The sequence below is a fragment of the Bradyrhizobium elkanii WSM2783 genome (genome assembly GCF_000472865.1).
In the GTDB taxonomy this organism is placed as follows: Bacteria; Pseudomonadota; Alphaproteobacteria; order Rhizobiales; family Xanthobacteraceae; genus Bradyrhizobium; species Bradyrhizobium elkanii_A.
The window spans coordinates 21,806-45,786 of the sequence record NZ_AXAP01000019.1; the positions used below are offsets into that span (position 1 = coordinate 21,806).

The 23,981-nt window shown below is 59.9% G+C and carries 19 protein-coding genes and 3 pseudogenes; 11 read left to right on the forward strand and 11 right to left on the reverse strand.

From position 1 onward, the window contains the following. The first annotated feature begins 253 nt into the window (after nucleotides 1–253). Entirely contained in the window at nucleotides 254–412 is a 159-nt protein-coding gene (locus tag YY7_RS61925) for a hypothetical protein (protein ID WP_196237284.1), read from the forward strand. Between the two features lie 611 nt (nucleotides 413–1,023). Here the strand turns inward: YY7_RS61925 and repC are convergent. The 3 genes from repC to repA all read right to left on the reverse strand — a co-directional run bounded on the left by repC (nucleotide 1,024) and on the right by repA (nucleotide 4,684). Further along, nucleotides 1,024–2,256 carry a plasmid replication protein RepC gene (repC, locus tag YY7_RS0118270; protein WP_028164498.1) on the reverse strand — a complete coding sequence of 411 codons (1,233 nt, stop codon included), beginning with the start codon at nucleotides 2,254–2,256 and terminating at the stop codon, nucleotides 1,024–1,026. A gap of 197 nt (nucleotides 2,257–2,453) precedes the next feature. Further along, entirely contained in the window at nucleotides 2,454–3,473 is a 1,020-nt protein-coding gene (repB, locus tag YY7_RS0118275; RefSeq protein ID WP_028164499.1) for a plasmid partitioning protein RepB, read from the reverse strand. Continuing rightward, complete coding sequence (gene repA, locus YY7_RS0118280; protein WP_028164500.1) at nucleotides 3,470–4,684, reverse strand: plasmid partitioning protein RepA; 1,215 nt, start codon at nucleotides 4,682–4,684, stop codon at nucleotides 3,470–3,472. The genes repB and repA overlap by 4 nt, the downstream gene beginning before the upstream one ends. Nucleotides 4,685–6,478: 1,794 nt before the next feature. On the opposite strand from repA, the gene YY7_RS0118285 reads away from it, so the two are divergent. The 5 genes from YY7_RS0118285 (at nucleotide 6,479) to YY7_RS65055 (ending at nucleotide 9,894) form a co-directional block, all read left to right on the forward strand. Then, nucleotides 6,479–6,724, forward strand: coding sequence for a type II toxin-antitoxin system VapB family antitoxin (locus YY7_RS0118285; protein WP_028164501.1), 246 nt, complete (start codon nucleotides 6,479–6,481; stop codon nucleotides 6,722–6,724). Beyond that, entirely contained in the window at nucleotides 6,724–7,104 is a 381-nt protein-coding gene (locus YY7_RS0118290) for a type II toxin-antitoxin system VapC family toxin (RefSeq protein WP_028164502.1), read from the forward strand. The genes YY7_RS0118285 and YY7_RS0118290 overlap by 1 nt, the downstream gene beginning before the upstream one ends. Nucleotides 7,105–7,404: 300 nt before the next feature. After that, nucleotides 7,405–8,589: an RHE_PE00001 family protein gene (locus YY7_RS0118295; protein WP_196237285.1), complete on the forward strand. Its 1,185-nt coding sequence runs from the start codon at nucleotides 7,405–7,407 to the stop codon at nucleotides 8,587–8,589. Nucleotides 8,590–9,029: 440 nt separating this feature from the next. Then, on the forward strand, nucleotides 9,030–9,527 hold the full coding sequence (locus YY7_RS58160) for an AbiEi antitoxin N-terminal domain-containing protein (protein ID WP_245287317.1): 498 nt from the start codon (nucleotides 9,030–9,032) through the stop codon (nucleotides 9,525–9,527). Between the two features lie 46 nt (nucleotides 9,528–9,573). Next, a complete protein-coding gene (locus YY7_RS65055) occupies nucleotides 9,574–9,894 on the forward strand; it encodes a nucleotidyl transferase AbiEii/AbiGii toxin family protein (RefSeq protein ID WP_433994509.1) in 321 nt (106 codons plus the stop codon). A gap of 18 nt (nucleotides 9,895–9,912) precedes the next feature. Here YY7_RS65055 and YY7_RS52045 read toward each other — a convergent pair. The 6 genes and pseudogenes from YY7_RS52045 to YY7_RS0118350 form a co-directional block, all read right to left on the reverse strand. Continuing rightward, a pseudogene (locus tag YY7_RS52045) lies at nucleotides 9,913–10,153 on the reverse strand (type II toxin-antitoxin system RelE/ParE family toxin). Nucleotides 10,154–10,206: 53 nt separating this feature from the next. Beyond that, nucleotides 10,207–10,515 carry a type II toxin-antitoxin system RelB/DinJ family antitoxin gene (locus YY7_RS0118315; protein WP_028164506.1) on the reverse strand — a complete coding sequence of 103 codons (309 nt, stop codon included), beginning with the start codon at nucleotides 10,513–10,515 and terminating at the stop codon, nucleotides 10,207–10,209. 303 nt (nucleotides 10,516–10,818) lie between these two features. Continuing rightward, nucleotides 10,819–11,274, reverse strand: coding sequence for a hypothetical protein (locus YY7_RS0118325; RefSeq protein ID WP_028164508.1), 456 nt, complete (start codon nucleotides 11,272–11,274; stop codon nucleotides 10,819–10,821). 253 nt (nucleotides 11,275–11,527) lie between these two features. Continuing rightward, nucleotides 11,528–11,689: a hypothetical protein gene (locus YY7_RS61930; RefSeq protein ID WP_196237286.1), complete on the reverse strand. Its 162-nt coding sequence runs from the start codon at nucleotides 11,687–11,689 to the stop codon at nucleotides 11,528–11,530. Nucleotides 11,690–13,234: 1,545 nt separating this feature from the next. Further along, a pseudogene (locus YY7_RS65060) lies at nucleotides 13,235–13,483 on the reverse strand (hypothetical protein); the annotation flags it as partial. A gap of 413 nt (nucleotides 13,484–13,896) precedes the next feature. Continuing rightward, a complete protein-coding gene (locus tag YY7_RS0118350) occupies nucleotides 13,897–14,382 on the reverse strand; it encodes a Rid family hydrolase (protein WP_035690427.1) in 486 nt (161 codons plus the stop codon). Nucleotides 14,383–15,526: 1,144 nt separating this feature from the next. Between YY7_RS0118350 and YY7_RS0118360 the strand changes: the two genes are divergently transcribed. The 5 genes and pseudogenes from YY7_RS0118360 to YY7_RS0118410 all read left to right on the forward strand — a co-directional run bounded on the left by YY7_RS0118360 (nucleotide 15,527) and on the right by YY7_RS0118410 (nucleotide 22,021). Then, the gene (locus tag YY7_RS0118360) at nucleotides 15,527–15,880 is read left to right on the forward strand and encodes a hypothetical protein (protein ID WP_028164511.1); all 354 of its coding nucleotides are present in this window, start codon (nucleotides 15,527–15,529) and stop codon (nucleotides 15,878–15,880) included. Nucleotides 15,881–16,335: 455 nt separating this feature from the next. Then, nucleotides 16,336–17,424 (forward strand): annotated as a pseudogene (locus YY7_RS52065) (IS630 family transposase). Nucleotides 17,425–18,754: 1,330 nt separating this feature from the next. Next, nucleotides 18,755–19,942, forward strand: a complete 1,188-nt coding sequence (locus tag YY7_RS52070) for a helix-turn-helix domain-containing protein (RefSeq protein WP_080663752.1) — start codon at nucleotides 18,755–18,757, stop codon at nucleotides 19,940–19,942. Between the two features lie 669 nt (nucleotides 19,943–20,611). Then, nucleotides 20,612–21,268, forward strand: a complete 657-nt coding sequence (locus YY7_RS0118405) for a response regulator transcription factor (protein ID WP_028164515.1) — start codon at nucleotides 20,612–20,614, stop codon at nucleotides 21,266–21,268. Nucleotides 21,269–21,628: 360 nt separating this feature from the next. Continuing rightward, nucleotides 21,629–22,021: a response regulator transcription factor gene (locus YY7_RS0118410; protein ID WP_028164516.1), complete on the forward strand. Its 393-nt coding sequence runs from the start codon at nucleotides 21,629–21,631 to the stop codon at nucleotides 22,019–22,021. A gap of 613 nt (nucleotides 22,022–22,634) precedes the next feature. Here the strand turns inward: YY7_RS0118410 and YY7_RS0118420 are convergent. Together YY7_RS0118420 and YY7_RS0118425 are read right to left on the reverse strand one after the other, a co-directional pair. Then, complete coding sequence (locus YY7_RS0118420) at nucleotides 22,635–23,201, reverse strand: sulfite oxidase-like oxidoreductase (RefSeq protein WP_028164517.1); 567 nt, start codon at nucleotides 23,199–23,201, stop codon at nucleotides 22,635–22,637. 223 nt (nucleotides 23,202–23,424) lie between these two features. Then, nucleotides 23,425–23,961, reverse strand: coding sequence for a PAS domain-containing protein (locus YY7_RS0118425; RefSeq protein WP_051396797.1), 537 nt, complete (start codon nucleotides 23,959–23,961; stop codon nucleotides 23,425–23,427). Nucleotides 23,962–23,981: the final 20 nt, after the last annotated feature.

Below are 23,981 nucleotides of genomic sequence, written 5' to 3' on the forward strand. Positions count from 1 at the left end.
TGGACTGCGCGACCCGGTCGTCGGTTTTCCGCGTTTTCATCAACCGGGGCGACTGGTCACTGACTGTCCTGATCGGTCCAGAGGCATCTTGGCCGCCCGCATTTCGCATTCGCTGCGAGGCTATATGGCGCTCGACTGCGCCTGGATCGATGGTCATCGACGGCAAGTCGGGCGGCACGAAACTTGGCGCAACGAGCAAGCTTGCCCGCGAATGGGCTCTCGAAAATCGAGCTGTCATTGAGAGCTAGTTCAGATGATTGCCACCTTGGCGAGGGCGCTCTCTCGCGTCACCCATGCGGAAACCGACGTCGAGGACCTGAAGACCGTCGCGATCTTCTGCGGCGCCGGTCTGCTGCTGTCCATTGTGGCGGCCATGGCTTTCGGCCCCGCTCTTGGGACCGAGCTGTTCTGAAGGAAGACAGCCCGACGAAGTTACGGCCTACTCGCCACTCGACGCAGACGCTTCCTGCGGCGTCTCCTTATGTATCCGTCAGTGGGCGTCCTCAGCCTGAGCGCATTCATCGAGCGCAGCACGCTCCGTTTCGATCTCCTCCACTTTCTCATCGTGCTCCCGCTACGCCTCGTCGAGGGCTACCTCCTCTTACCCTCTATCGCGACTTACACGCCCGTTCGTCCGTGACGCCTCCGCACTTCACTCGGCCTTCCGCCGGGCGTTGTTCCTTCCGCTGGCGCGTTGCCCGCGAGCCTTCTCATCGACCTTGCTCAGCCTCGTTCGCAGCGTTGGCCTGACGTTTTGAGGTGCCGCAGCCATCCCAGCGGGTTCCGGTCGGTCGGCAGAGCGGCGCGCTCGCAAAACAACCTCGCTATCCGCCGCCGCCGGCGCATGACCACCGGGGTTCGCAATCGCCGCACGGACGATCTCGGGGGCGCCAGTCTCCTGCGCGGCGCCTGATGGGTATTGGACGCCGCAGCCAAGGCCGCATTCGACCTTAACCGCAAGCTCAGACCACGACGCGTCAGCCCGAGCCGAGGCGATGGCGCACAGAGACGCTCACCCATCGGTCAGGCCGTCCGTTTTTCATGGAGCCGGGAGTTGATCTGCGACATCAGGATCGGCCCAAGAGAAAACTCTCCGAGCTCCGCTTTCCGCGTCAACCCGCGCAAGTAGCCGCCAGCCGATCTAATCGCTGTGCCACGCTGCAAGATGCAGGCGACAACCACCGCGGCCTGCATTTCACCCAGGACGGTTTGCGCCTCCTCCCAGGCGCTCGGGCTGATCCCCAGCATCGATCGCACAACAGCCGCCGTGGCGAGGAAATCGCGCCAGTTCGAAATCCCACCCTTCGCATAATCGACGATGTCCGGGCATGCACTCAGGACCATTCCCAACGGATACGAACTCTCGGCGACTCGCGATGGTTGAGGTTTTGGCTCAGCTCTCGCCGCCCGGCCTTCGTGAAGGCTAGGTTCAAGATCAATAGGGGTGTCTGGATTTGAATTCTGTATGTGGCGCTCAGAATGGGACTCATTGGCGCTCGGATTCTTGGATTTGATATGTGCTTCCAAGAGATTGAGCACATCGTCAGCTAGTTGCGACAACTCGTCAGCGATCGGCTCGAGCTCTTGGCGGGTCGCAGTGCGCGGAATCTGAGCGACCATTGCGCGGAAGGCGGCATGCACTTCCTGCCAATCGGCCGGCCCCCGCCCTGCCCTTCGCGTTGGAACGCCTTCCTCGATGCCGGTTGCAATCATCTTCGCGATGTCGCGCCGGCACAGCGTGATCCGTTCGCGGACCAGCTTGAGTGCACGGGCCTCGGCTTCGATATCAGCCGCCAGGCTCTCGAACTCCTCAGAGCGCACGACAAGCGGCGACAGATCGAAGCCGAAGGCGAGCTCGATTTCGCCGGCATCGTCCTTCCGAGCATAGCGCTTGCCATTTGGGCTGTCGCGCCGAACGATCAGCCCAGCGTCGACCAGCACAGCGAGGTGGCGTCGCAGTGTCGATGCCGGCATGCCGTGCGCCCGCCGACTGAGCTGATGGTTCGACGGGAAGACGATCAGATCATCCTCTCCTGTGAGCGCGGTCTCAGGATGGAAGGTCAGGAGCGCGTTTAAGACCGAGAGCGAGCGCTCCGACACGCCTAGGCGCGGCCGTGCCGTGCAGATGGCGTGGAAGACCTTCCATTTGTGCACGATCTTTTCGGGACGGCGTTCGGTTGTGACCATGTGGCTTGCGACATGGGCAAGCGTCAACGATCGCCGCCCGAAAGGCGCCGTTGGAGAGTGTGACTGCATGTCTTTGCCTCAGCTGGGCAAAGGAAACCTGCTCGCCGAAACGACGATAAAATCGCGTAGAAACTCTTGACTGCGATTCGCGAAAGTGATTCTCTGTCAGTCGCCAAACTTGAAGAGAAGGGCTTCCGGAACTCCGTTTCGGGGGCCTTTTTCTTTTGCCTTGTCTGCTCCTGGTTGGTGTTTACGGGACGAGGCCGTCAGGCCTCGGTAGTTTCCTGACCGCCGCTCGTTTTGGAAAAGGCGTCGAACAGGGCCGGGAGTTGGTCGACAAGAAATGCTGCAAATGTCGCCGAGACATTCTTGTCGAGGGTAAGCTTCAATTCGCGCTCGGCGTGACGCACGTGCGCAATCTTATCGCCGGATGCGGAAAAGATCGGCTTCTCTTCCGAAGCCTTCGATGTCCCCGCAGAAGATGGACGGCTTGCCGCTGTGAATGCTGCGAGAAAGCGGGCGTCGGTTTCTCGCTCCGCAAATTTCGGTTCAGCGATCGCCGCTCTGACACGTTTGAGCGCCGCGGCATCCTTGATCAATTCAGCGAATGACTGCCACCGGCCGCGGCCAACTTTCGGAGCCTTCCCGATTGCTTGAACAACTTCGGCTGGAACCGATCGAGCGACAGCAAGTAGTTTCGAGGCCTCTGCCCGATCAATCGACAACGCATCTTGCGCGATTGCTCGGCTATGCCCGGCATCTTCGATATGCATCGCGAAGGTGGCGCGCTCAATGAAGCTCAGATCTTCGCGTTGTGCGTTCTCGAGTCCTTGCGCCACGACAAGCGCTTCATCTGACAACGCTCGCAGGATCGCTTTGACCGGAATGCCCAGTTCGCGTGTGGCGCGGACGCGGCGATGACCATACGCACTCTGGTAGCGCCCTTTTGCTTCAGGATGCTCCCGAACAAGAATGGGTACCTCTTGACCACGCTGTGCGATCGACTGCTTAAGCGACTCGAACGAGCTATCATCCTGGTCGCGAAACCGGTCGGCTAGCGGCGACGGATCGATAAGCGAGGGGTCGATTTCAAGGATCACAGCCCCGGATGCAATTTTGTCGCGCAGCTCCTCGTTCTCTTTTTCGACTTCGGAAAAAGAGTCTTTCAACGAGCGGACCGAGCCGGACGAGACCCGCGGCAGGGCACCGGGCATGTTGTCAGCTGACAACGCTGTTGATTGCGGGGCCGTGAAAAGGCTCTTGATGGTGTCTGTACGTTTGCTCATCGACCCCACACCTTCTTGAGAAGTTGCGCGATTTCGGCATTGACCGCGTCGACCGATTCCAATGCCCGGTCGTAGGCGCCCCGCCCTACGGCACCGCGCTCCAGCTCATAAAGTGATTGCTTGGTGAGACCAGCATTGGCGATCGCGGTCGATTTCCACACCGTGGCCTGGAGCACATCCGATCCAAAAAGGGTCCGGAGGAGCGCCACAATTTGAGCTTCGGGCACGTCATTGGGATCGTGACGCGTGATGACATACCGGATGAAATCGTGATCGAGTCGCCCGCCAGCCTCCTCGATGACCGACATGAGGTCCGACGTCATGAGGAGAAATTGGCTCATGGATGCGACATCGACCATCTGAGGATGGATGGTCACGAGCATCGCGGTCGCCGCGTTTAGCGCGCCCATGGTCAAGTAACCAAGTTGGGGTGGGCAGTCGATGACGACGACGTCATAGTCGTCGGCGACCTGGTCGATGGCGCTGGCGACACGGCGAAAGAAGAGATCGTGTCCGCGTTCACGCCGCTCGACCATTGCTCGAGGCGTGGTGTGCTCGAACTCCATAAGCTCGAGATTGCCTGGCACGAGACCTATCCCGTCAAAATAGCTCGGCCGAACGACCTCGCGCATTGGCCGCCGGTGCTCATCATATCGTATGGCACCGTAGAGGGTTTCGTTCGCCGCGATGTCAAACTCGGGTTGGTAGCCAAACATTGCTGACAGGGAAGCCTGCGGATCGAGGTCAATCGCGAGGACCCTAAAGCCGGCAAGGGCGAGGTATTGCGAAAGATACAAGGCCGTCGTTGTCTTGGCGGAGCCGCCTTTGAAGTTCGCGACGGTGATGATTTGGAGCTTGTCACCAGGGCGGCGGCGCGGGAGAAATTCCAGTGCTTCTCGAGGCCGTGAGGTGGCGAGATACCCGCGCAACTCATGAATCTGGGCCAAGGTATAGGATCGGCGTCCGCCAAGACCCGTCGCTGGGGTCGGTCCCAGTCCGTCGAGAGAGAGCTGCCGAAGGTACCCATCGGACACACCCGCAATTCGCGCGACCTCCCCTGAGGTGAACGAACGGAGCGACTTGCTCGCCGAAGGCGGGAAAAGCGTCGTCGCGAGCGAGCGAAGCTGGCCGGAAAGAATGCCGGCATGCCGAGATATCCGCGCAGACGCAGTCTCGCTCATCGTAACCGAATCTTCCGCTAGGATCGCCATTTGCCTTCTCAAGACGGTTTCTACGCGTCAGACGCTTAATCTCCGTCTTGAGAGATGGCCACGATTCTATGATTTGAGCAAGAAATAAAGGGTTAACGAGTTCTTAACGCTCGATGCCATGCCCAACAGCGAGCAGCGGCTTTTTGGACGCATCGCGATGTTGTTGTCAGCTGACAACAACGGCCCCACCCGGTAGAGCCTTTACTATAGCGTGAGTCGGCTGGGCTGCGCGGATCCCCGAGCGTCATTTTGTACCTCTCCACCTGCTTCACCGATCGGTGTTGCTATCGGACGGATGCGCCGACGCCTCCGTCCTGCGCAGCAAACCCCCTCGTTTCTGGCGTCCAAGTCGGCGCGCACTGCCGTTTGACGAGCGGTTGATCCATGCCGCGCGGGCGTCGCTATTCCCCGTTTCCCAGCAAGTCGTTGCCCCGGAGAATCGCATTCCTCATAATGTACTGTGGGCTCGCACCCGATGCCGAGGGCCGATGGTCCCACTAAAAGCGCCCTCCCCATCTCGTTGAAGCGCCGGAGCTGGATCGCGAACGGCGGGAAGTGTTCGCTAGCTCGAGCGGCACGCTGGGCTATCTATCGCGGTGTGGATCGACGCGCCACTGCGGCCCTAAGCTGGGCCACCGCTTGCCAAGGCAACAGGGAGCCCCACACGGTAGCAGGTCTCCGCCAATCAGCCGAACGAACAAACGTCGAGTAATCCACCGAATGCATTCCGGATCATTCGCGCCTGCTGTTGCGCTGCCGGCTATACCGAGCCCCGAACCGCCAGCCGCAAGGCCGACCAACACCTCGCGCTGCGGGGCCCCTCCTCATCGGCGGCACATGCGATCTGCTTCGGCGAAGGAAGCCAATGCGCAGTCGGGCGACCACCTTAACCGGAACGGCCGTGCGGCGGATCGACCTCGCGCCGGGCCGGATCCAATCTTAACGCCTGGCGTCCAGATACCCCAGATACCATCGCGAGCCTTCGAGTTCGAGGCGAGCACGCCACATCGGATCCCTTCCTGGACGAGACGTTTCGATCGCAGGGGGACGTCGTCGTCCCATCGGGGACGCCGCACTAATTGTTGTCAGCTGACAACGTCCCCCTTAGTCCGGACCCGCCCAACGGGATGGCGGCGTCGCGGTCGGGCAGGGGGGAGGCGCCGCCGGACCTTGGATCACGGTCGGCATCGGATCGATGCGCTGACCATGGATCGTTCAAAAGAGTAGGCTGAGCTCACGCCTCGATCCAGCCTGTCAGGAAGCTGATCCGCAGCATCCAGCGTCGGAACGCCACTCCATCGGCAGGGCAGCAAGGCGGATCTACAATCCAATCTCGCGGAGTTGCGTGACGCCGAATGAGGCCGATCGGGAGCGGAAAGTCGCCTCGCGCTCCGCTGCTGGGTAGTAACCGGCCGCTGGAGCACTGTTGTCAGCTGACAAGAAGAGCCTAGGCCTACCAAGGAAATAGATGTTGTCAGCTGACAACAATCTGTGCCTTCCAGCCGCCGACGCGCGTCCTTCTCTAGTCGTCGACGATCCGCGCCCTAATGAGTTCAGGAGCTGGGACCGGGTTGTCCCCCGGCCCGAGTCCGGTCGAGGTCATGGCGTGTGGTCTTGATGGGAAACAGCGCCCGGAAGGCCAGTAGGTGGCATTCATAGAATGCTAACCATAAATCTCCGGCCCCCGTGCGCTTTACGACCTTCTCCATCAGATTTCGCGAGAAGACCCGGCCTTCACGCGGTGTATCCGGAATGTTATATAAGGATACACGATATACGCTAGAGGAGCGCCGCATGGCCTTCCATATCAAGAATCCGGAGACTGACGCGCTGGCCCGCAGGGTCGCGGCGCTGAAGAAAATCGGGCTGACCGAGGCCGTGCACACGGCACTCGCCCATGAACTTGAGCGCGAGCAGGGCAAGCCGTCATTAGTCGACCTGGGCGTCCAGTTTTGTCGCGATTTGAAGGCAAAGGGCAATCCGCAGAGCGGCAAGCCTGCTGACAAGGCATTCCGCGACAGCCTGTACGAGGAGTCCTGATGTTCATCGACGCTTCGGCGCTCACCGCGATGCTCACCGACGAAGACGAGGCGCGCGAGTTGCTGGCGCGCGTGCAGCAAAGCACAACCCGGCTGACCTCGCCGCTGGCTGTGTGGGAGGCGGCGATTGCCATCGCCCGCGTGCTCGATCTGCCGATCGCCGCGGCGGCCGAAGCGGTCGAGAGCTATCTCGCGCTGATGGAAATCAAAATGGTGAACGCCCGCATCGCGCTCGACGCCTTCGACCGCTTCGGCAAGGGCCGACACCCGGCTCGGCTCAATTTCGGGGACTGTTTCGCCTACGCCTGCGCTCGATATCTTGGGGAACCGTTAATGTTCAAGGGCGCCGATTTTCCGCAGACCGACATCGAGGCGGCCTGACAAGTGCTACTATCGGAGCGAGCCTCAGTGTGGCAGAAGTAATGAACGCTGATTCGCGGCGAAGCCACCGAACCGCGGCGAGGAAGGCAGCCCGATAGCCGTGACGACAGTCGATCTGATCCACGAGGACATCTGAGCGCGGACGGGGCCGACGGCCTCCGGAAGAGGGCAGGGGAGCTGCCAGCGGCGCATCTTCTCGGCGGTTTGGCGCCGACCGGCGGCTAGCCCGGCTTGAGGTCGCCAGAGCTCGTTGATTTGCGAGGCGAATCCAATCCTGGACGATCCGGAACCGACATCGCTATGACGGAAGCGAAACCCGTGTTAGCTTCCGTTTCGCTGGTTCCCACTAAGGTTATCAGGACCTTGCTGCCCACCTACAAAATCCCCGATCCGCTGCCCTGGGCCCAGCTCGTCGGGCCGCTCGCCGCCGCCGAGGATGCTGTGGCCCGCTTCGACGAGCGGCTGGCCAAAAGCCCAATCCGCGACGGCGCAATCAGCCGGACACACTTCACCGATGCCTGCGCCAGTCTGTGGCTGGACGGCGAACTTGTCCACCTCGATGACCTCGTCCTCCACGACGCCGGCATGGACGTTCGCGCTCCAACCCATGAGCTGACTCGCGCCCACGCCGTGCTGCGCGCCCGTCGGCGAATCGCCGAGGCGAAGCCCGATTGGGCGCTGTCAGCTACCGGACTCGCCAGCCTGCGCGGCAGGGGCGAGCGAGAAGAGGAGACAGGCGAGGGAAATTTTGAGGTCGACGACGACGCCGAGCGGGAGGAGGCGGGTCTCGAATTGCCCCTCGGTGTCCGCGAGACCGATCCCCATCTGGCCGCCGCTTTCGACGCGGTCGACGCAGCGAACGCCAGGGCGGAGCGGAGGCTTGCCGACGAGACTCGGTTTCGGCCGGAGCGGGATTCTCTCATCTACGATCCCGACTGGGACGAGGAGGGACGCCTCGATCACTGGCGCGGCGTGGTCGACCAGACTCGCGGCTTGCCGCCGACCCTGGCGGGGTCTGTTGCCGCTGTCGCCTGGGATGAGATCGAACCACTCGAGCACACGCCTTGGCTCGGCCGCCTGCTCGCCGCGGCATTGTTGAGGGACCGCGGCAAAACGCGCTCGCATCTGCCGTGCCTGCATGCTGGGCTGAAAAGCATTCCGCGTGAGCTCCGGCGGCCACGCGACGCCGCGGCGCGTTTGGTCGTGCAACTCGAGGCCATGACTGCCGCCGCCGAGTCTGGCCGTAAGGACCACGACCGCTGGCTGATGACCAGAAATCTGCTCGCCCGAAAACTTGCCGGCCGTCGCGCCACTTCAAAACTGCCGGCTCTCCTCGACTACGTGCTGACGAGGCCGATCGTCTCGGCGGGCATGATCGCGGCGGAACTCGGGATCACTCCCCGTGCTGCCCAAAACCTGGTGGCCGAGCTCGGCCTGCGCGAGGCGACGGGGCGGGGACGGTACCGGGCGTGGGGCGTCCTGTAGCGGCGAAAGTCGGTGCTGTAAACGCTCGGCGAAAGGGCGCCTCGTCCAGATGAATAAGGCACCAACAAAAATGTCGCGCGGTTGAAATCCCGCGCGGCGGCCGTTTCCAGCACCGAGGAGGGTGTGATGCAAAACTCCGGTCACGCTCGAGACGCTGAGGCCTTTATTCGAACGGAGTGCGCGCGGGGGACGAAACCTAGTTGATATTACTTATCGTAGCCCGACTACGATAGAAGCATCAAACCGAAACCTGCGGGACCTTAGAATAGTCCGTATTATCGTAGCATGGCTACGATACACCGGGATAAGCTGAACAAGCTCTATACCCATCTGGCGCCCGGGACGCCGCTGACCTCCGATGAGCTCGCCGCCCTCGGGATCTCAGCCGACTTGCCGTCCATTATGTCCGTGCCGGCTAATTACAATAGCTGGCCCGCGGCGTGTATTGCCGGCCGAACGATCCGCCCGCCTTGCATCCGAGCCTCGTCCTGCTGCAGCGGAGCTTCGAAGGATTGCATGTCGGCGGCAAGTCCGCGCTCGACTGGCACGGCATACGGCGCTACCTGTCCCAACGGCCTGTCCTCCACGTCTATGGCTGGAAAGCGGGACGGCTTCCGGAGTGGTTCACCGAGCATTTCCCAGCCGGGTACCACCGCAAGCGACTCTTCAAGAAAGAGCCCGGAGCGCAGCTTCATGTCGCCCTTCGAGAACCGCAAGGGCGGCCCACTCGTCTCGGCGCCGGAACGCGCATTGCTGGAGGTGCTAAGCGAAGTCGGTGTCCGGCGGCCGCTGCACCAGCGTCAAGACCGTCCGCCTGCGCTCGCAACTCGGCCGCGAACTTGCCCAGCCCTAGGCCAGCAAGCTCGATCCGTCTCAGTTGCCCAAGGGCGGCGACAGTGCCTGGGTGTCACGCTCCGGTGATGGGCTCCTGGTGCTGAAGCCATGAACCAAGTCTACCTAGACAGCGCACGGTTGCTGACACGCGTGGCGCCGCTGGTGCTCGTCGACGATACGTTCGCACCCAAGGGCGGCACGGCGATCAACCTGTTCGTGCGCGACATGCCGCGGCTGTCGGTCGATCTGGTGTTTCCCTTCCAATGCGCGCGAGACGCTCCAGGCGAATCTCGAAATCCGGATGGCGTCGCTCGAAGACGTGTATGGGCGGCAAGCTGGTCGCAGCGATGGACCGGCAGCATCCCTGCGATCTGTACAACGTCATGCAGCTTCGTGCGCAGAAGGGTTGAGAAGTCGGAAGGCGTTCGGCGCGCTCCGCCGCTCGCAAAAAGGATCCAGCTGGTCGCATGATACAGTACGGAGCCCGCCTCAATCGTCGTTGGTAAGTTCGTCGGGCCACATCTGCGCGCCATGGAGCACGCGCAAGGTGCGAACGGTATCACCATCAACCAGGTACGCCGCAACATAAGATGTACGCGGGATGACCAACTGGCGCGTGCCAGCGACACTCCCCGGCAGGCCGCTATCCGGAAAGTCGAGCAGGCGCCGCCGCGGCATTGGCAATCTGTTCATCGACATGAACAGCGGCACGAGGATTCTCCGCCTCGATCTAGCTGAAAATGCTGTCGCGATCGAACAACGCGAAGCGCGACCAGACGAGTTTCACCGTTCCTGCTCCGGTGCTTTTCGAAGCGCAGCGGCACGGCGTTGTGCGAAATGCGCTTCGAGCTCGGAATCATCGATACCGGACCGCGTGTCGGCCAACGCCTGGCGCACCTTCTCACGAAACCAGGTATCGTAAGCTTGGCTGTTGCTCACGAGTTCCAGCGGAAGCATCCCTTCATTGGCCGTGCGCGTCAGCAGGATCCGCACGGCATCGGATACCGTGAGACCCATGTTTTCCAGAACCGCAGTCGCCTTTTCCTTCACGTCCGCATCGATGCGCGTTTGGACCAAGGCATTCGAAGACATAGCGACCTCCTTATTCACAGCTGAATGTCGTACATTTGAATGACATGCACCAGAGACTGCCACGGACCCGTGACCCGCGGCTGTGACAGCGGCCAAACGGCCCCGCCTTTCGGCGGGGCCGTTGCCGCGGGCGAGGTGGTGGACACTTTTTCTGGATTGCACGGAAGGAACTCCAATCACGAAGTTCTGAGACGCCCGCACAGTCGCGCCCTGGCTGACGAGGTGATGGCCGGGATCAAGTTCTTGGCGTTTCGTCGGCAAGCCGGCGAAAGCGGGCAAGACATTGAGATCGCGAGGCTTGCGCTATAGCCCGTCATCCTGCCACGGCATCGTTGACAGCGACGGCATCCGCCGCCTGGCCCTCCGCCGCTCGACCGTCATGGGCTTCGGCAGCTTCAGAGTGGCCAACTTGGCCACTCTTACCCGGCTCACCTCCGGCCGCTTCTCGAACGTGCGATGCGGCTTCACCTCGCGCGCCAGTTCTCTGGCTTCGGCCTCGTCAACGCCGCGCCAGCGGTTCGAGAGCCTGAACACATTGCTGCCGCGCGCGCCGCGCTCGATCTCGATCAGGCCGAGATTGACGAGCATCTGCAGCGCTGACGGCACCACCTTCTGCGGGATGCGGTGATCCAACATGAAGGAGAGGTAGGACACGCTCGCGCTGTCGCCGCCGCCGATCGCCTGCTCGATCGCAGCGAGCACCCCGCGCGCACTCTGTGGCAGCGCCAAATAGGCCGGGCTGTCTGATCGATCTGTCATCGTCGCCTCTCTCGATCCTTAGTTACAGGCCAATCCACACCGCCAGCGCGACCATGACGACGACCGCCGCGACGAAGATCGCAGTCTCGATCCGCGACATTCGCCACATCGCGCACCGCCTTTGTGTACCAAATGGTACATAATTTCGAGCGATATGAAGAATTGCAAATATCTTCGCACCGGGCCGTCGCGCGGTCGCCGCATTCCTCACGCTCTCCAAAGGACCGAGAAACCGATTGGGACGCGGTCGCCCCTAATTCCTGTGGTACTGGTCTTGATCGTAGGCCTGCAGGATGCGGACAAAATCGGCCATGCTGGATCGATCCCGATTACCAGCTAAAGCCGCAACCTGAGTATTGGACGCGGGCTGGCTCCCTTGCCAAAACCGCATTAGGAGATCGGCAATGTTTTTCATGGCGTACTCTCCGCAGCCAACTGTGATACTAATTACTGTGCGGCAACGCACGGCTCGATCAAGGGAAAGGCCGGCGGGCGCTACGCCGCCGACCTTGTCCTGCAAACTGCCTGCTCGCAGCCGGTTCCGTTGCTTTCACTCCGCATTCATTAGGTAGCACCGAGCACTTGGTTGACGCCATTGCGCGCGGGTATGAAGTGACCGTACTGAGGTACACTCGGTCTAGTGAATGGGTGTAGGTCGACTACACGTCGGTTTAATCCCAGGGTGTACACAAAAAGAAAGGCCGCCTGCGTTGCCACAAGCGGCCCAAGTCTAGGGAGGAAACGCCCAAGGAGGGCAGCGATAGCGCGCCTGAGGGGGCGGGGGCGCGCTACCGCATGCCCATATCTAAGACGATCGCGATCAGCGGCTCAATTGAACCTCGGTAAACATCTAGCATCAAAACGGGCTAGCGGACCGATACGAAGGTTTAAGGGCGCTGGCATCCCCGGTTTCGCGCCACGTTTTCACGCATCAGCGCAACCTCGATGAAGAAGGCGCGCGACGAAAACGGATGGAGCTTGCGGCGAGTTAATCCGCCTTACGAGAAAGATATTTGCAGGGGCGCGCGCGATGGCCGACGCTTATGTTCGCTTATGTTCGCTTGTGTGACGACGGAGAGCTGTTGGTTGCGCGGAGCATCGTCGACTTCTACGGCGGCGACGGCAGCTTTGACACCCTCCCAGTTCGGACCCGGGACTACATTGTAGCCGCCACGCCGACGAACCTGGTCGACTGGTCGTCGGCGTGGGCTTTCGATGTGCCGCTTGCTGCCTATGCGGGCATCACTGCACCAAGCCTCCTTGTGCGAGGCGAGCGCGGTCATCCAGTCCTTCAGCGCGCCGCCGAGGTGCTGACTGACGCAGTCTCCAGATCGTCGCCGGTGACCGTTCCCGGCGCCAGTCATTTCATGATCGCGACCCATGCGTCGGATGTCGCGAGGCTCATCCGTGGGCACGTCGCAACGGTTGAGACGCTGCACCAGTTTAGCGCCCGATCCGCATGGCATCGGCTCGACCTCCCGGCGCAAGGCGTCAGGGGCAACGGCCGTACAGCCCGCCGAGAGCGCGGGGCTACAGGCGCACCCCGGTCCCGCCGGTCGCGGTGCGGCCAACGTCAGCGCATGCTCCCAAATGATGACGGCTTTCGGACGTAGCTTGCGGCGAGTTAATCTGCCTTATGAGAAAGATATTTGCAGTGGGCGCGTTCTGCGGTTGGTGCACCTTGGTGTTTCCTTGGGACCATAGCCTCCTCGCTCCGGGCCGTTTCCTTGTGGTCACGCCTCGGCAACCAGCGGCGCGCACGGGAGCGCCGCCATCGCCATTAAGCCAATGACACGTTCCTGCGCATGGTGGGATACGCGCGCGAGGATCTCCTCTCCGAACGGGTGCGCTGGACCGACCTGACGCCGCCGGAATGGCGCGACCGCACCGCACGAGCGGTTGAAGAGATGAAGATGACCGGCACCGCGCAACCGTGGGAAAAAGAGTATGTCCGAGGGTGCTCGACAGACGTCCCGATCGTGCTTGTCGCAGCGGACGCTGGCTGCTCCGTCCTGAGGTGCGGATGGAGCTGCTCGAGCTGGCGCACCTTCCTCTCAGCACCCCAGCGCAGGTAGCCGTAACGAGCATCTCGCAAATAGGCGTGAGAAATTGTCTCGAAACCGCGGGCCGCGTGAAAGCGCGCGGCGAGCTCGTTGGCCAGTGCTTCGTGCTGCAGAAAGCCGTTGGCGCGGGCCGAGCGAATGGCCTGTGGACATCCATGGTTGCGCGCCACTCGGGCTCGGTCATTAGGGGCAGATCGACGGGGCTTTCGATCGAGCGAGGCCCGATTTGCCGGCACAGTCGCCCGTATGCGGCGGTCGATCGCGACCACTTCGGGAAGCGCGGCGTGAATCGCGGGCATCGCGGGACCGCTGTAGACCTTGGTGGCGGACGTGGACGCCACGATCGGCATGCCGAAAACGGTGGCAGTGCGCGCTAGAGCGATCACGTTGTTCAGAAGCAGTTGGCGATCGATCGATCCCACGCCGAAAGCAAGTCCGGCTTGCTGATCGACCAGCACCAAGGCGCAATCCTTCGGCTCGATCAGGATGTCGGGCATTGCCCTCGCGATTCCAGGTCCTTGCGTCATGATTTCGTTAACTCCAGGCATCGGGGGATTTATCACCGCGGCTTCGCTTCTGCTCCCGACAGCATAGCCTTGAAGGTGATTTCGATGAGCTGTTCAGGAAAGGCCAGTCTCGTCACGCCGATCAGGTTGCTGGCGCACCGAGGTCGTGCCGTGGCGTAGGCCTCCTTGCGTACCTTGCCCGCGGCGGCGAATGCGGCGTCGACATCGAGGACATAGAGCGTCTCCTCGACGACGTCGTCCAGCGTTGCCCCGAAGCGCGCCAAAAGCTTGACGGCATTGGCGTAGATCGCACGCATCTGCTGTTCCATCATCGAGAACTCGGCCGGCTTGCCGGATTCGTCGAGAGAAGCAGGCGCGATCAGTTTCCCCCTCTCGTCGTGGCTGAGCTGGCCGGAGACATGGATCGTGTCACCAACCTTGATCGCCTGCGCGTATCCGTAGGCATCTTCCCACGGCACACCGAAATAGGCGGCCTCTTTACCATTCACTGCGGCTGCGTTTACGTCGTTACTTTGCATTTTGAGCCTCCTGGCTTCTCAATCTGGCATCACGTCTCGGTGGCGGCACTGAAAGTTTTGGTACGACGATGCTTTGGAGAATGACCTTGCAACGCCGGCGAGGGAAATCACCTCTCGCCATAGAGTCGATAGACGATCATTATAGCCGCCGCACCGCGTGATGCCGTAGCGAGGAATGCCACCAGCCGCATCCGCAAAAAGATTTGTCGTGCGCCACGTCGCCGACCGGATGCCGGACCGAGGTAAGAGAGGGAAAGACATCGCCATTTTGCAGATGGGCAGGATGCCTACAGAAAAATTTGGGAAATCCGGAACTGCGTTACGTGAGTAACGATCAAGCTGTTCTTGCACACTTAGGTTTGGTGGTGGCACGTATCCCCTCGACCCGCCATTCGATCCGAACTGGCCCGGACGCGTTACGTCGCCTCTTGGCCCTTCGCGACATATTGCGCTGCCGCGCGATCTCGGTCGCTAACAAAGCATAGCGGAAGTTGTCGGGCAGCCGGCTATTGCAGAAGACGCTCTTGACCCGTTGAGGAAGTGGTTGGCCTTAGGGGCGAGCGCCATAAACCTTCGTATCGTATGCGTGACCCCTTTAGATGCCGCATGGTTACCTACATTCAATTGAGCCGCTGATCGCGATCGTCTTAGGGTGGATGCGTTGGAAAAGTGCATAGGCTCATGAAGTGCGACAGTGAAAATGGGATGGTGGACGAACAGCGAACGACATTGGGCGCGAGATGAACAATCACCTTGGCATGCAATGCTGGTAGCATTCACCGTCATGCTGTCGATTTCCACAATCGGTCACGCTCGCGCCCACGATCATCAACACCCTGAGTTGAACAGTTGGTATCAAAGTTTGTACAGTGGCAAAGGGCCCTGCTGCGATGGCAGTGATGCGAAGCGCGTTGATGACGCCGATTGGGAAACTAAGGGCGGTCACTATCGCGCGCATTGATGGCGAGTGGGTTGATGTTCCGAACGACGCTGTCGTGGATGGACCGAACCGCGCTGGTCGCACGATGGTCTGGCCCTACTATCTGAACGGCGCTTTGGTTGGCGTCAGATGCTTCATGCCGGGGAGCATGGGCTGATCGCGAGAGCAGGGCGATCACGCCTTGCACATATGCGTGAGTGAGACATGTCCAATCCCGTCGCAAAGATCGTCGATCGGCACCTGAAAATCTGGAACACTCGACACGCCGCTGAGCGCATCACGGGCATCCCTCTAACCTATGCAGAAGACGTGGTCATCGGCGAGCCGGCCGCGTGGTTTTCAGGTTTTGCGGGCATTGAACTTGCGATTAAAGCGGTACAGGCGCAGATGCCGGGAATGGACCTCGCGGTCACCAGCCCTATCCTGACAACGGGGGACATGTCTACGTACACTTGGGCGCTCGCGGGGAAAGACGGCAACCCCGTCGTCAAGGGCCGGGATGTGATCACAGTGAAGCACGAACGGATCATCAGTCGATACGTTTTTTTCGATACCTGACCTTTAGGACCCGCGCGGCCTTTGTGTTTGTGTGCACCCCCCGTTTTCCGGGTCTCCTTTTGGGCACAGAGCAAAGTGCCGGTTGGCGCGGTATGAAAATATTCGCAAATCATGATATCGCTGTAAATTATGTACCAACGCGTACACAATAGGCGGTGCGCGATGTGGCGCATGTCGAACGCTCAGGCGCTTATCTTCGTCGCGACGGTTGTCATGGTCGCGCTGGCGGTGTGGATGGCCCTATAGCCAACGATCGAGGGAGGCAACGATGGCGGATCGATCAGAAAGCCCGGCCTATGCGGCGCTGCCCCGAAGCGCGCGCTGGGTGTTCGCAGCGATCGAGGCGGCCCTCGGTGACGGCAGCAAGGCGAGCGTGAACTAGTGTCCTGAATCTGAAGTTCAGCGGACTCCAAATCGACTCGAAGCTAGCGGACTGTCCTCATTATTTGGGGAGGATGGTTATGGGTCGACGCTTTGCTCCGCTGGAGCTGGATGAAGCTGAACTCAATGAGTTGACGTCGCTGGCCTCGCGCCGAAGTACGGCGCAGGGCTTGGCGCAGCGAGCCCGGATCATCCTGGCCTGTGCCGCAGGCGAGCAGAGCAAGGTCGTTGCTGCTCGCCTGAGTATTGATCCCGACACGGTCGGCAAGTGGCGTTGGCGCTTCGCCGAGCATCGGCTTGAAGGTCTTCGCGACGGGCCGCGATCGGGAACGCCGCGCACGATCGAAGATGCGCGGATCGAGGCGGTGATCGTCCGCACCCTCGAGACGAAGCCGCCCAACGCCACCCACTGGAGCTCGCGCAGCATGGCGCGGGCCAGTGGACTGTCGGTCTCGACGGTACAGCGGATATGGCGCGCTTTCGGCTTACAGCCGCATCGGTTGGAGACCTTCAAGTTTCAACCGATCCCGACTTTGTCGCCAAGGTTCGCGACGTCGTCGGCCTCTACGTGGCCCCGCCCGAGCGGGCCATCGTGCTGTGTGTCGACGAGAAGTCGCAGATCCAGGCGCTGGATCGCAGCCAACCCACGTTCCCCATGCGACCTGGTCAGGCGGAACGCCGCAGTCACGACTACAAGCGCCATGGTACGACGTCGCTATTTGCCGCCCTCGACATCGCAACTGGTCGGGTCATCGGCAAGTGTTACGGGCGCCATCGCGCCACAGAGTTCCGCAAATTTCTCGATGAGATCGAGGCCGCCGTTCCAGACGATCTGGACGTTCATCTCGTCATGGACAATTACGCAACCCACAAGACCCCGCTGATCCGCAACTGGCTGGCCAAGAGGCCGCGCTGGCACGTACATCTGACGCCAACCAGTTCATCCTGGCTCAATCAGGTCGAACGCTTCTTTGCCCTCATCACCCGAGGGCAAGATCAGGCGCGGCATCTACCGCAGTGTGGCGGCGCTCCGTGCCGAGATCACGTCCTTCATCGAACATCACAACGCCGACCCAAAACCATTCCGATGGACCAAATCAGCCGACGACATTCTCAGCTCCATCGAACGCTTCTGCGCTTACAATGCGCCAGCTAAAGCCTAAAATGCCATGAACTTCTGGTTCAGGACACTAGGTCGCCTTCCGGCTGGACCACCACATCGCACGGCCTGCGGTGTCGCGGTTGCCGAAGTTGCTCGACCATCTCGGGATGATCGAGATTTCGCCGGGGCCGCGTCTGGTCAATGTGTTCCGGCTCCCGAACGGCTGGCGGTTTCCGCCAACCGTGGCAGCTCAATCCACCACGAGCTGGACGTCTGGGTTCGCGGCTAATTTAATGACTTCCACGTGAAGAAGATTGCAATGACCATAACTAGCATCACTCCTACGAAAATGACCAAAGCTAGCACCACTTCTCCTATCATGACGAACGCTGAAAGACATTCACGCCTTGGGTACTCATTGTTTTTTGTCGCGCTATTGGCGTGTGGTCTGTATGTAGCCTTTATCGCCGGACCAGCCGTGCGCGCAAGTGCGCAAGAGCGACTCGATCTCGCGATAGCGAGTTTCTCGCTTGCGCCAATGAGCTAGCGGTTATCCGGCGAAAACAGGTTGACCGCGACCGCGCGGCCGAGATTGGTTTGCTCTAGAGCACGGGTCCTTCATCACCATCCCCTACTTCTTCGGGCATGATCAGCCCCGATGGCCGGTCGCGTGCTCTCAGGATCAGTCAGTTCGCGCCTTGCAGCAGGCGCAGGAGTGGGTCTGCTTTCCGTAGGCAATCGTCGCAGCCTCGGGATCAGCGGGATCGCGTTACGCTGCCACGGTGCGTTACGGTCAAGCGTTACGATGCGTTACGTCGCGGGCCGTTACGGCCAAAGCGTAAATGCGTCCGGCAAATTGAGACAGGCGCGACCCTGTTGGGCAGTCTTCTGATCGATACCAAAGAGCTTGTTCGTAAGGTCTACTTTGCCATCTATAAGGCGCCGTCCGAGGAAGCACAAAAAGAGCCGGGCTCATTCAAGGTGAGACTGGACCACAACCTCTACCAGGATACGTAATCGCTCATCGACCCGGTTCGCCGTCAGCAGTAATTTCGAGCGCGCCGAGATCCGCGCGCGCCGCTCCCGAACCTCAAGCGGATTTCCTTTGAGTTTACCAACAAGTCGAAACGGGGATATCCAAAAGTCGCAGCCCTGCTCCGCCAAAAGTCTAACCGCCTTTCGCCCTTCCTGTCAGACGTGCGAACGCGAGTGCAATTGAGGACTTGCGTGTCGCAGGGCAGGCTCACGTCGTATCGCTTGTAGCAGCTTTCGCGCGAAGGAAGCTGCCGCTCGGCCTGACGCGGGGCCCTACTAGCCCCCAGCACGGGCACCGCGATCGTGACAACGGAATGGATGAATGAAATCCTGAATAGGACCCGGAGTTCGTCTCCATGCGTCTAGCCGATGATGACCAGTTGACAGCACGAATCCAATTCAAGCGAACCGGAGACGCGATAGCAGAAGGCCGCCCACCACTTTCGCCCTCCACGCTGCGAGCCGAGCTCCAGCAAGTCCGTTTAGGCGAGAATTTATCGAAGCCACGCGATTCGCGGAACGGCACTGAAGATCTGCAACAACTTTCAAGATCACAAGCGTTGCTTCCGATTCGATCCGCGATCACTGGAGGCGACCATGACTCGTCCATTTTCGATCCAGCTCGCCAATTGGGTGGTCACGTCGCGGCGGACGCGATCCATCCTGTCGTTGAAATCTCTTCTTCCGAGGCCGTGACGCGTCTCACTGTAACGGGGCAAGGCATGGCGGCCGAATCTGTGCGATTCACCAGCCGAAGCAAAATCCAACATCATTTTCGAGCTCCAATGCATATGCTCGTGATGTACGAGAAGGGAGAGCGCCGCGACGGAGAGACGTTCGTGGAAGGTTTGCCGCGATCAGCGATCCGGAACCTCGAGCGGAAGCTGACATTCGTGCCGGCAAGCCGCGAATTTCACGATTGGCACGAGCCGCGCGGGTCGCAGATGCGGCTCATGTACTTCTACTTCGAACCTGAGAAGCTGAACGCTCTTTCTAAGCGTGGCATCACCGACCTACCGAACGCTCCACGCCTACTATTCGAAGACGAAACGCTATGGCACACCGCGCTCAAGCTGAAGACGTTCGTCGAGAGCTCTGCAGGAGACCCGATCTACTTCGAGAGTCTCGGTACTCGGCTCATACATAACGTCGTGCGTTTCACTTGTGGGATGCCCAGCATTCAACCTCAACTCCGAGGTGGCCTTGCACCGTGGCAGCAACGACTTGTCACTGCCTATATCCAGGAACATCTCAATGAGCCGATACCGATTGGCACGTTGGCGCAGCTCGTCCGTCTGAGCCCATATCACTTCTGCCGGGTATTCAAGCAATCTCTCGGAATGCCGCCATATCGGTACCAGACCAACCGTCGCGTTGAGCACGCCAAGGTACTGCTAGCAAAACGCGCAGGCTCGATGGCAGAGATCGGTCTGGCGGTAGGCTTCAGCAGTCCTAACGCGTTCGCCACGGCGTTCCGGAAGGCGACCGGAATTGCTCCCACGGATTATCGCCGAAGTGTGGCTGCTCCTGTAACGCATGAATGACCTGCGACGTCGCGACTAACTTTGCTATTCGGAAAGTGGAGGCATCTCGGCCTCACATTGCGATGAGGATGATCGCGCTTTCGGTGCCCGCTAGAAAAGCAGCTTACGAGCCTGAGGAAGACATGCGTCTACGAGTGCCGGCCCTGGCAGCATCCGTTCTCGAGACCGTAGCGGTGAGCACGGTATCGCACGTAAACGGATCATTTCGGTCTGAAGACGCCGAACCAGTTAACACGCAGCAAATCGGAGATCTGGCTGTACTCGATGCTCCCATAGCTCACCGGCAACCGGCTAAGACTGATTTTGCCATCTTGGCTCCGCGAGCTGGAGGACCCCCTTTGCAGACAGAAAGCAGAAAGCCCCGCCGCTGGAGGTCAGCAAAGCGATCGACTGCTGAAGCGGCGCAAGAGGAACGCCCCCGCCAAAGGCCGCAGAGCGATCCTAGGGCGTTGCGCAAATCTGTTGCTGCTAACGGAGCGTGAAGGTGAGCTGACATTTCATCGGCCGCCTTACAGCAAGGGTGCTGAGGACCATCGATCTGGCGAACTTTTCTCGTGGTCACGAACGATGGCGTTCTACAGTGGAACTCGCGCGGCGTCATGTGTTGAATGGCCCTCGTGAAGGTGATATTTTTACACTGCAAGTTGGCGCGTATCGGAAGAGTATCTCATGGCGCAGCATTCTATTCAAAAGCGTGCCGTAGCCGAGGAACCAACTATCGTCATCGTTGACGATGACAAGGACTTCCGCGACTCTCTCGGAGATCTGTTCAACTCGGTCGGCTACAAGGTCAAGTTGTTTGGGTCGGCCGCAGAGCTACTCGAAGGCGAGTTGTTATCCGACGTGGCGAGCTGCCTCGTGCTTGACGTCAGACTGCCCGGCTTGGGCGGTCTCGATTTCCAAGCCGAGCTGTCGAAAGTGAACGCTTCCATTCCCATCATCTTCATGACCGGCCACGGCGACATTCCGATGTCGGTCAAGGCGATGAAGGCAGGCGCTGTGGATTTTCTGACCAAGCCGTTCCGCGATCAAGACATGCTGGATGCAGTGACGATCGCGCTGGAGCGCGATCGGACGCGGCGGAAGGCCGAGCAGCGGCTCACGGACCTGAAGTCACGTCTCGAGCGTTTGAGCCGGCGCGAGCGAGAGGTGCTGGCTCTCGTGACTACCGGCTTGAAGAACAAGCAGATCGCTTTCCAGCTGGACGTAGCTGAGATCACTGTGAAGGCGCACCGCAGCCACGTGATGCAGAAGATGGGTGCGCAATCGCTGGCCGAGCTTGTGAAAATGGCGGAGGCGCTTGGTATAAAGTCGCCGCGGTCCTAATCGCTTCGTGATGGCACGTGGGTCCGTCAGCGAAGACGTTCTTGTTTGCGCAAGCCAACTCATGCTTTTAATCGGCTGCCGAACGGTCCCTGCTGCCGCATCAAGGGTATCGACCTGGCATCAGCGCACGCGTTCGGACGTGGCCCAAACCGGGTTGAACTATTCAGAAGTTCTGCATTGATTGTTCCAAAGTATAGCATCGATTATTCCGAAGTGTGGCATCGCCTGTCCACAATATAATCGCCAAGTCCAGACCCTTGTCGTTACACTTTCATTGCTGGGGATGCGGTCCGCCGCGCGATGATTGGATAGCCGCGCAGTGTGCTTCTTGAAATGTACGCGGAACGCGAGATGCGGGATATGCCCAGCAAGAGCCAAATTTCGATCATCGATGATGATGAGCAGTTTCGCGCGGCGTTAGCGGATCTCATGCGAGCAATGGGTTTCACGATTGAGGCCTTTTCGTCCGCAGTGGATTTTTTGGCGTCTCCCAACGTACGTCATACGTCCTGTTTGATCGTTGATGTCCACATGCCGGGCATGACTGGGACTGAGTTGCATAGCAACTTGGCAGGATCTGGCTATAACATACCAACAATTCTGATCACCGCTTACCCCGATGACCGCACGCGAGCTTGGGCTCTAGGTCATGGCGTCGTTGGCTACCTGACCAAACCCATCGACGAGGAGGTTCTGCTCGGATGCGTCGAATCGGCTCTGCAGCGCGCCAAATCGGATGAAGATCCGTCATGACCGCTCAATCACCTGCCGGCGCGCGACCAGGAGTTCGGTCATATTGTGGTTTGTGCTCGGGCCGACGATCGTGAACTATACCGCCTTCGGACAGCTGGAAAATCGCATCTGCCTTCGCTAGGCTCCACGAGCGCCGCAAGCAAATTCGAATTTCAGCAATAATGATCAAGCAATCGAGCGCAAAAACGGCAAATGGGCTAGGACGACTGGAAATCGGAGATGTGGAACTGGGCATGATTTCTTATCTGGCTCTCGCGGCCTGACGGCGAGATATTTGGAACAATTTGCGCCGGAGCAATCCTCGAGGTCATCGCCGTGACCCATGGCGAAGTCACGAAAAATGGCATTTCGGTGCAGACGGTACTCGCGGGCGGCTTGCCGTCCGTTCAAGGGGATCGAGTTCACCTGCAGCAGGTGATCCTCAGCTTAATTGGACGGCACCTAAGCAGACAGGACGAATGAACCGGTCTAGCGATGCCCGGACTGACCTTTATGCACTCGTTCATCCTTATGTTGTCGTTCTGATGAAGTCGTACCTGCAGGTGAAATAGTCTAACGATTGGCTTCGAGCAGCCGTACTTGAGAGCGACCCATATCTCCAGCGTCCCGATGTTCAGCTCGAAGATCGCTGCTCTTTGAACGGGTCGCCGTAGATGTGATATCCGTTAAATTCCCATAAGCCCGGCGATTCGCGATCCAATAACTCGATCCCGCGCACCCACTTCACGCTCTTATACGCATAGAGGTTTGGTACCACGAGGCGCAGCGGGTAGCCATGCTCAGCAGTAAGCGGTTCGCCGTTATGCCGCAGCGCGAAAATCGTCGTCGGGCGCAGAAAATCCGAGAGTGGCAGGTTTGCCGTGTAGTTATTCTCGCCATGGACCATCACATGCCGCGCCTCTGGCCGCAACTTCACTCGCTTCATCAATTCTGTGGCGAGCAATCCTCCCCAATGGTTGTCGAACCGGCTCCAGCCGTTGACGCAGTGCATGTCCAAAAATACCTCGCTCTGCGGCAGATTGGAGAGCTCTTCCCACGAAAGCCGCAGCTGCTCCTCTACCAGACCGAATACGCGAAAATCCCACGTCCTGAGACGAAAGAGCGGCACCGAGCCCACATGCAGCACCGGCCACTTGAGCGTCAGCGACTGTCCTGGGGGCAGCCGCCCAGCGTCACGCATCTCACGCTCCCGTTCACGTCGCTCGTTCGATCGCACAGCTAGCTCCATCGCAAATGTATGGCGCGCGCAAAAGCACCGCGCGCCCTAGTTAGCGTACTTGTAATTTCCAGGGCCCGAAAACGCGGTCAGCCGGATGCGGCGGACAAACATTGAGCTTCTGGTACGCCACATGCCGAGAAGGTCCCTATGAAGAACTACGGAACCAGAAGCGGCGAAGGGAGCCTCACTGCTCCTCCCCCTCACCGATCTCGGAATCGGAATTATTTGCAGACTCGGAGAGTAAGCCAGGGACAGTCTTGCTGGTATTGTGACGGAAAATGTTGACGGCTCCGATCACCTCGTCCTCGTTGTCACGAATTGGAAAGACATTAACGAGCGCCAGAAGACGATTGCCGTTGGGATGCTCGCAAATTACATCGGCGTTGCGAACGGTGGCGCCGTTGTTGATCACCACGGATGGTGGTGCAAGTTCGTGCGGCATCACTTCTCCTGAAGGGTAACGCAGAAGGTGTGACCCGCAATACTTTTCCGAGGTTCCCAGAGACGGCGTGCGTCCCCAACCCGCGATTGCAGCTTTGTTGCACTTGACGACAGTGGCATCCTTTTCGAGAACGTATATCCCTACTGGGATAGAATCCATTGCCGCTTGGTCTGCAAGAATTCCTTTTGTGACGAGGTGCCCGTCGACGACTTCTCCTCGGAAGTCGATTTTGTCGAAGTCGCCATCCAAAATCATCGTGCTCGTTGCGTTGGTTGCCATTTTCAACCTCCTTTGCGTAC

What these genes read in the sequence shown, in the direction of transcription:
- YY7_RS61925 (WP_196237284.1), top strand. Translation starts at nt 254, where the DNA reads ATGATTGCCACCTTGGCGAGGGCGCTCTCTCGCGTCACCCATGCGGAA.
- repC (WP_028164498.1), bottom strand. Translation starts at nt 2,256, where the DNA reads ATGCAGTCACACTCTCCAACGGCGCCTTTCGGGCGGCGATCGTTGACG.
- repB (WP_028164499.1), bottom strand. Translation starts at nt 3,473, where the DNA reads ATGAGCAAACGTACAGACACCATCAAGAGCCTTTTCACGGCCCCGCAA.
- repA (WP_028164500.1), bottom strand. Translation starts at nt 4,684, where the DNA reads ATGGCGATCCTAGCGGAAGATTCGGTTACGATGAGCGAGACTGCGTCT.
- YY7_RS0118285 (WP_028164501.1), top strand. Translation starts at nt 6,479, where the DNA reads ATGGCCTTCCATATCAAGAATCCGGAGACTGACGCGCTGGCCCGCAGG.
- YY7_RS0118290 (WP_028164502.1), top strand. Translation starts at nt 6,724, where the DNA reads ATGTTCATCGACGCTTCGGCGCTCACCGCGATGCTCACCGACGAAGAC.
- YY7_RS0118295 (WP_196237285.1), top strand. Translation starts at nt 7,405, where the DNA reads ATGACGGAAGCGAAACCCGTGTTAGCTTCCGTTTCGCTGGTTCCCACT.
- YY7_RS0118315 (WP_028164506.1), bottom strand. Translation starts at nt 10,515, where the DNA reads ATGTCTTCGAATGCCTTGGTCCAAACGCGCATCGATGCGGACGTGAAG.
- YY7_RS0118325 (WP_028164508.1), bottom strand. Translation starts at nt 11,274, where the DNA reads ATGACAGATCGATCAGACAGCCCGGCCTATTTGGCGCTGCCACAGAGT.
- YY7_RS61930 (WP_196237286.1), bottom strand. Translation starts at nt 11,689, where the DNA reads ATGAAAAACATTGCCGATCTCCTAATGCGGTTTTGGCAAGGGAGCCAG.
- YY7_RS0118350 (WP_035690427.1), bottom strand. Translation starts at nt 14,382, where the DNA reads ATGCAAAGTAACGACGTAAACGCAGCCGCAGTGAATGGTAAAGAGGCC.
- YY7_RS0118360 (WP_028164511.1), top strand. Translation starts at nt 15,527, where the DNA reads ATGTCCAATCCCGTCGCAAAGATCGTCGATCGGCACCTGAAAATCTGG.
- YY7_RS52070 (WP_080663752.1), top strand. Translation starts at nt 18,755, where the DNA reads ATGCGTCTAGCCGATGATGACCAGTTGACAGCACGAATCCAATTCAAG.
- YY7_RS0118405 (WP_028164515.1), top strand. Translation starts at nt 20,612, where the DNA reads ATGGCGCAGCATTCTATTCAAAAGCGTGCCGTAGCCGAGGAACCAACT.
- YY7_RS0118410 (WP_028164516.1), top strand. Translation starts at nt 21,629, where the DNA reads ATGCCCAGCAAGAGCCAAATTTCGATCATCGATGATGATGAGCAGTTT.
- YY7_RS0118420 (WP_028164517.1), bottom strand. Translation starts at nt 23,201, where the DNA reads ATGCGTGACGCTGGGCGGCTGCCCCCAGGACAGTCGCTGACGCTCAAG.
- YY7_RS0118425 (WP_051396797.1), bottom strand. Translation starts at nt 23,961, where the DNA reads ATGGCAACCAACGCAACGAGCACGATGATTTTGGATGGCGACTTCGAC.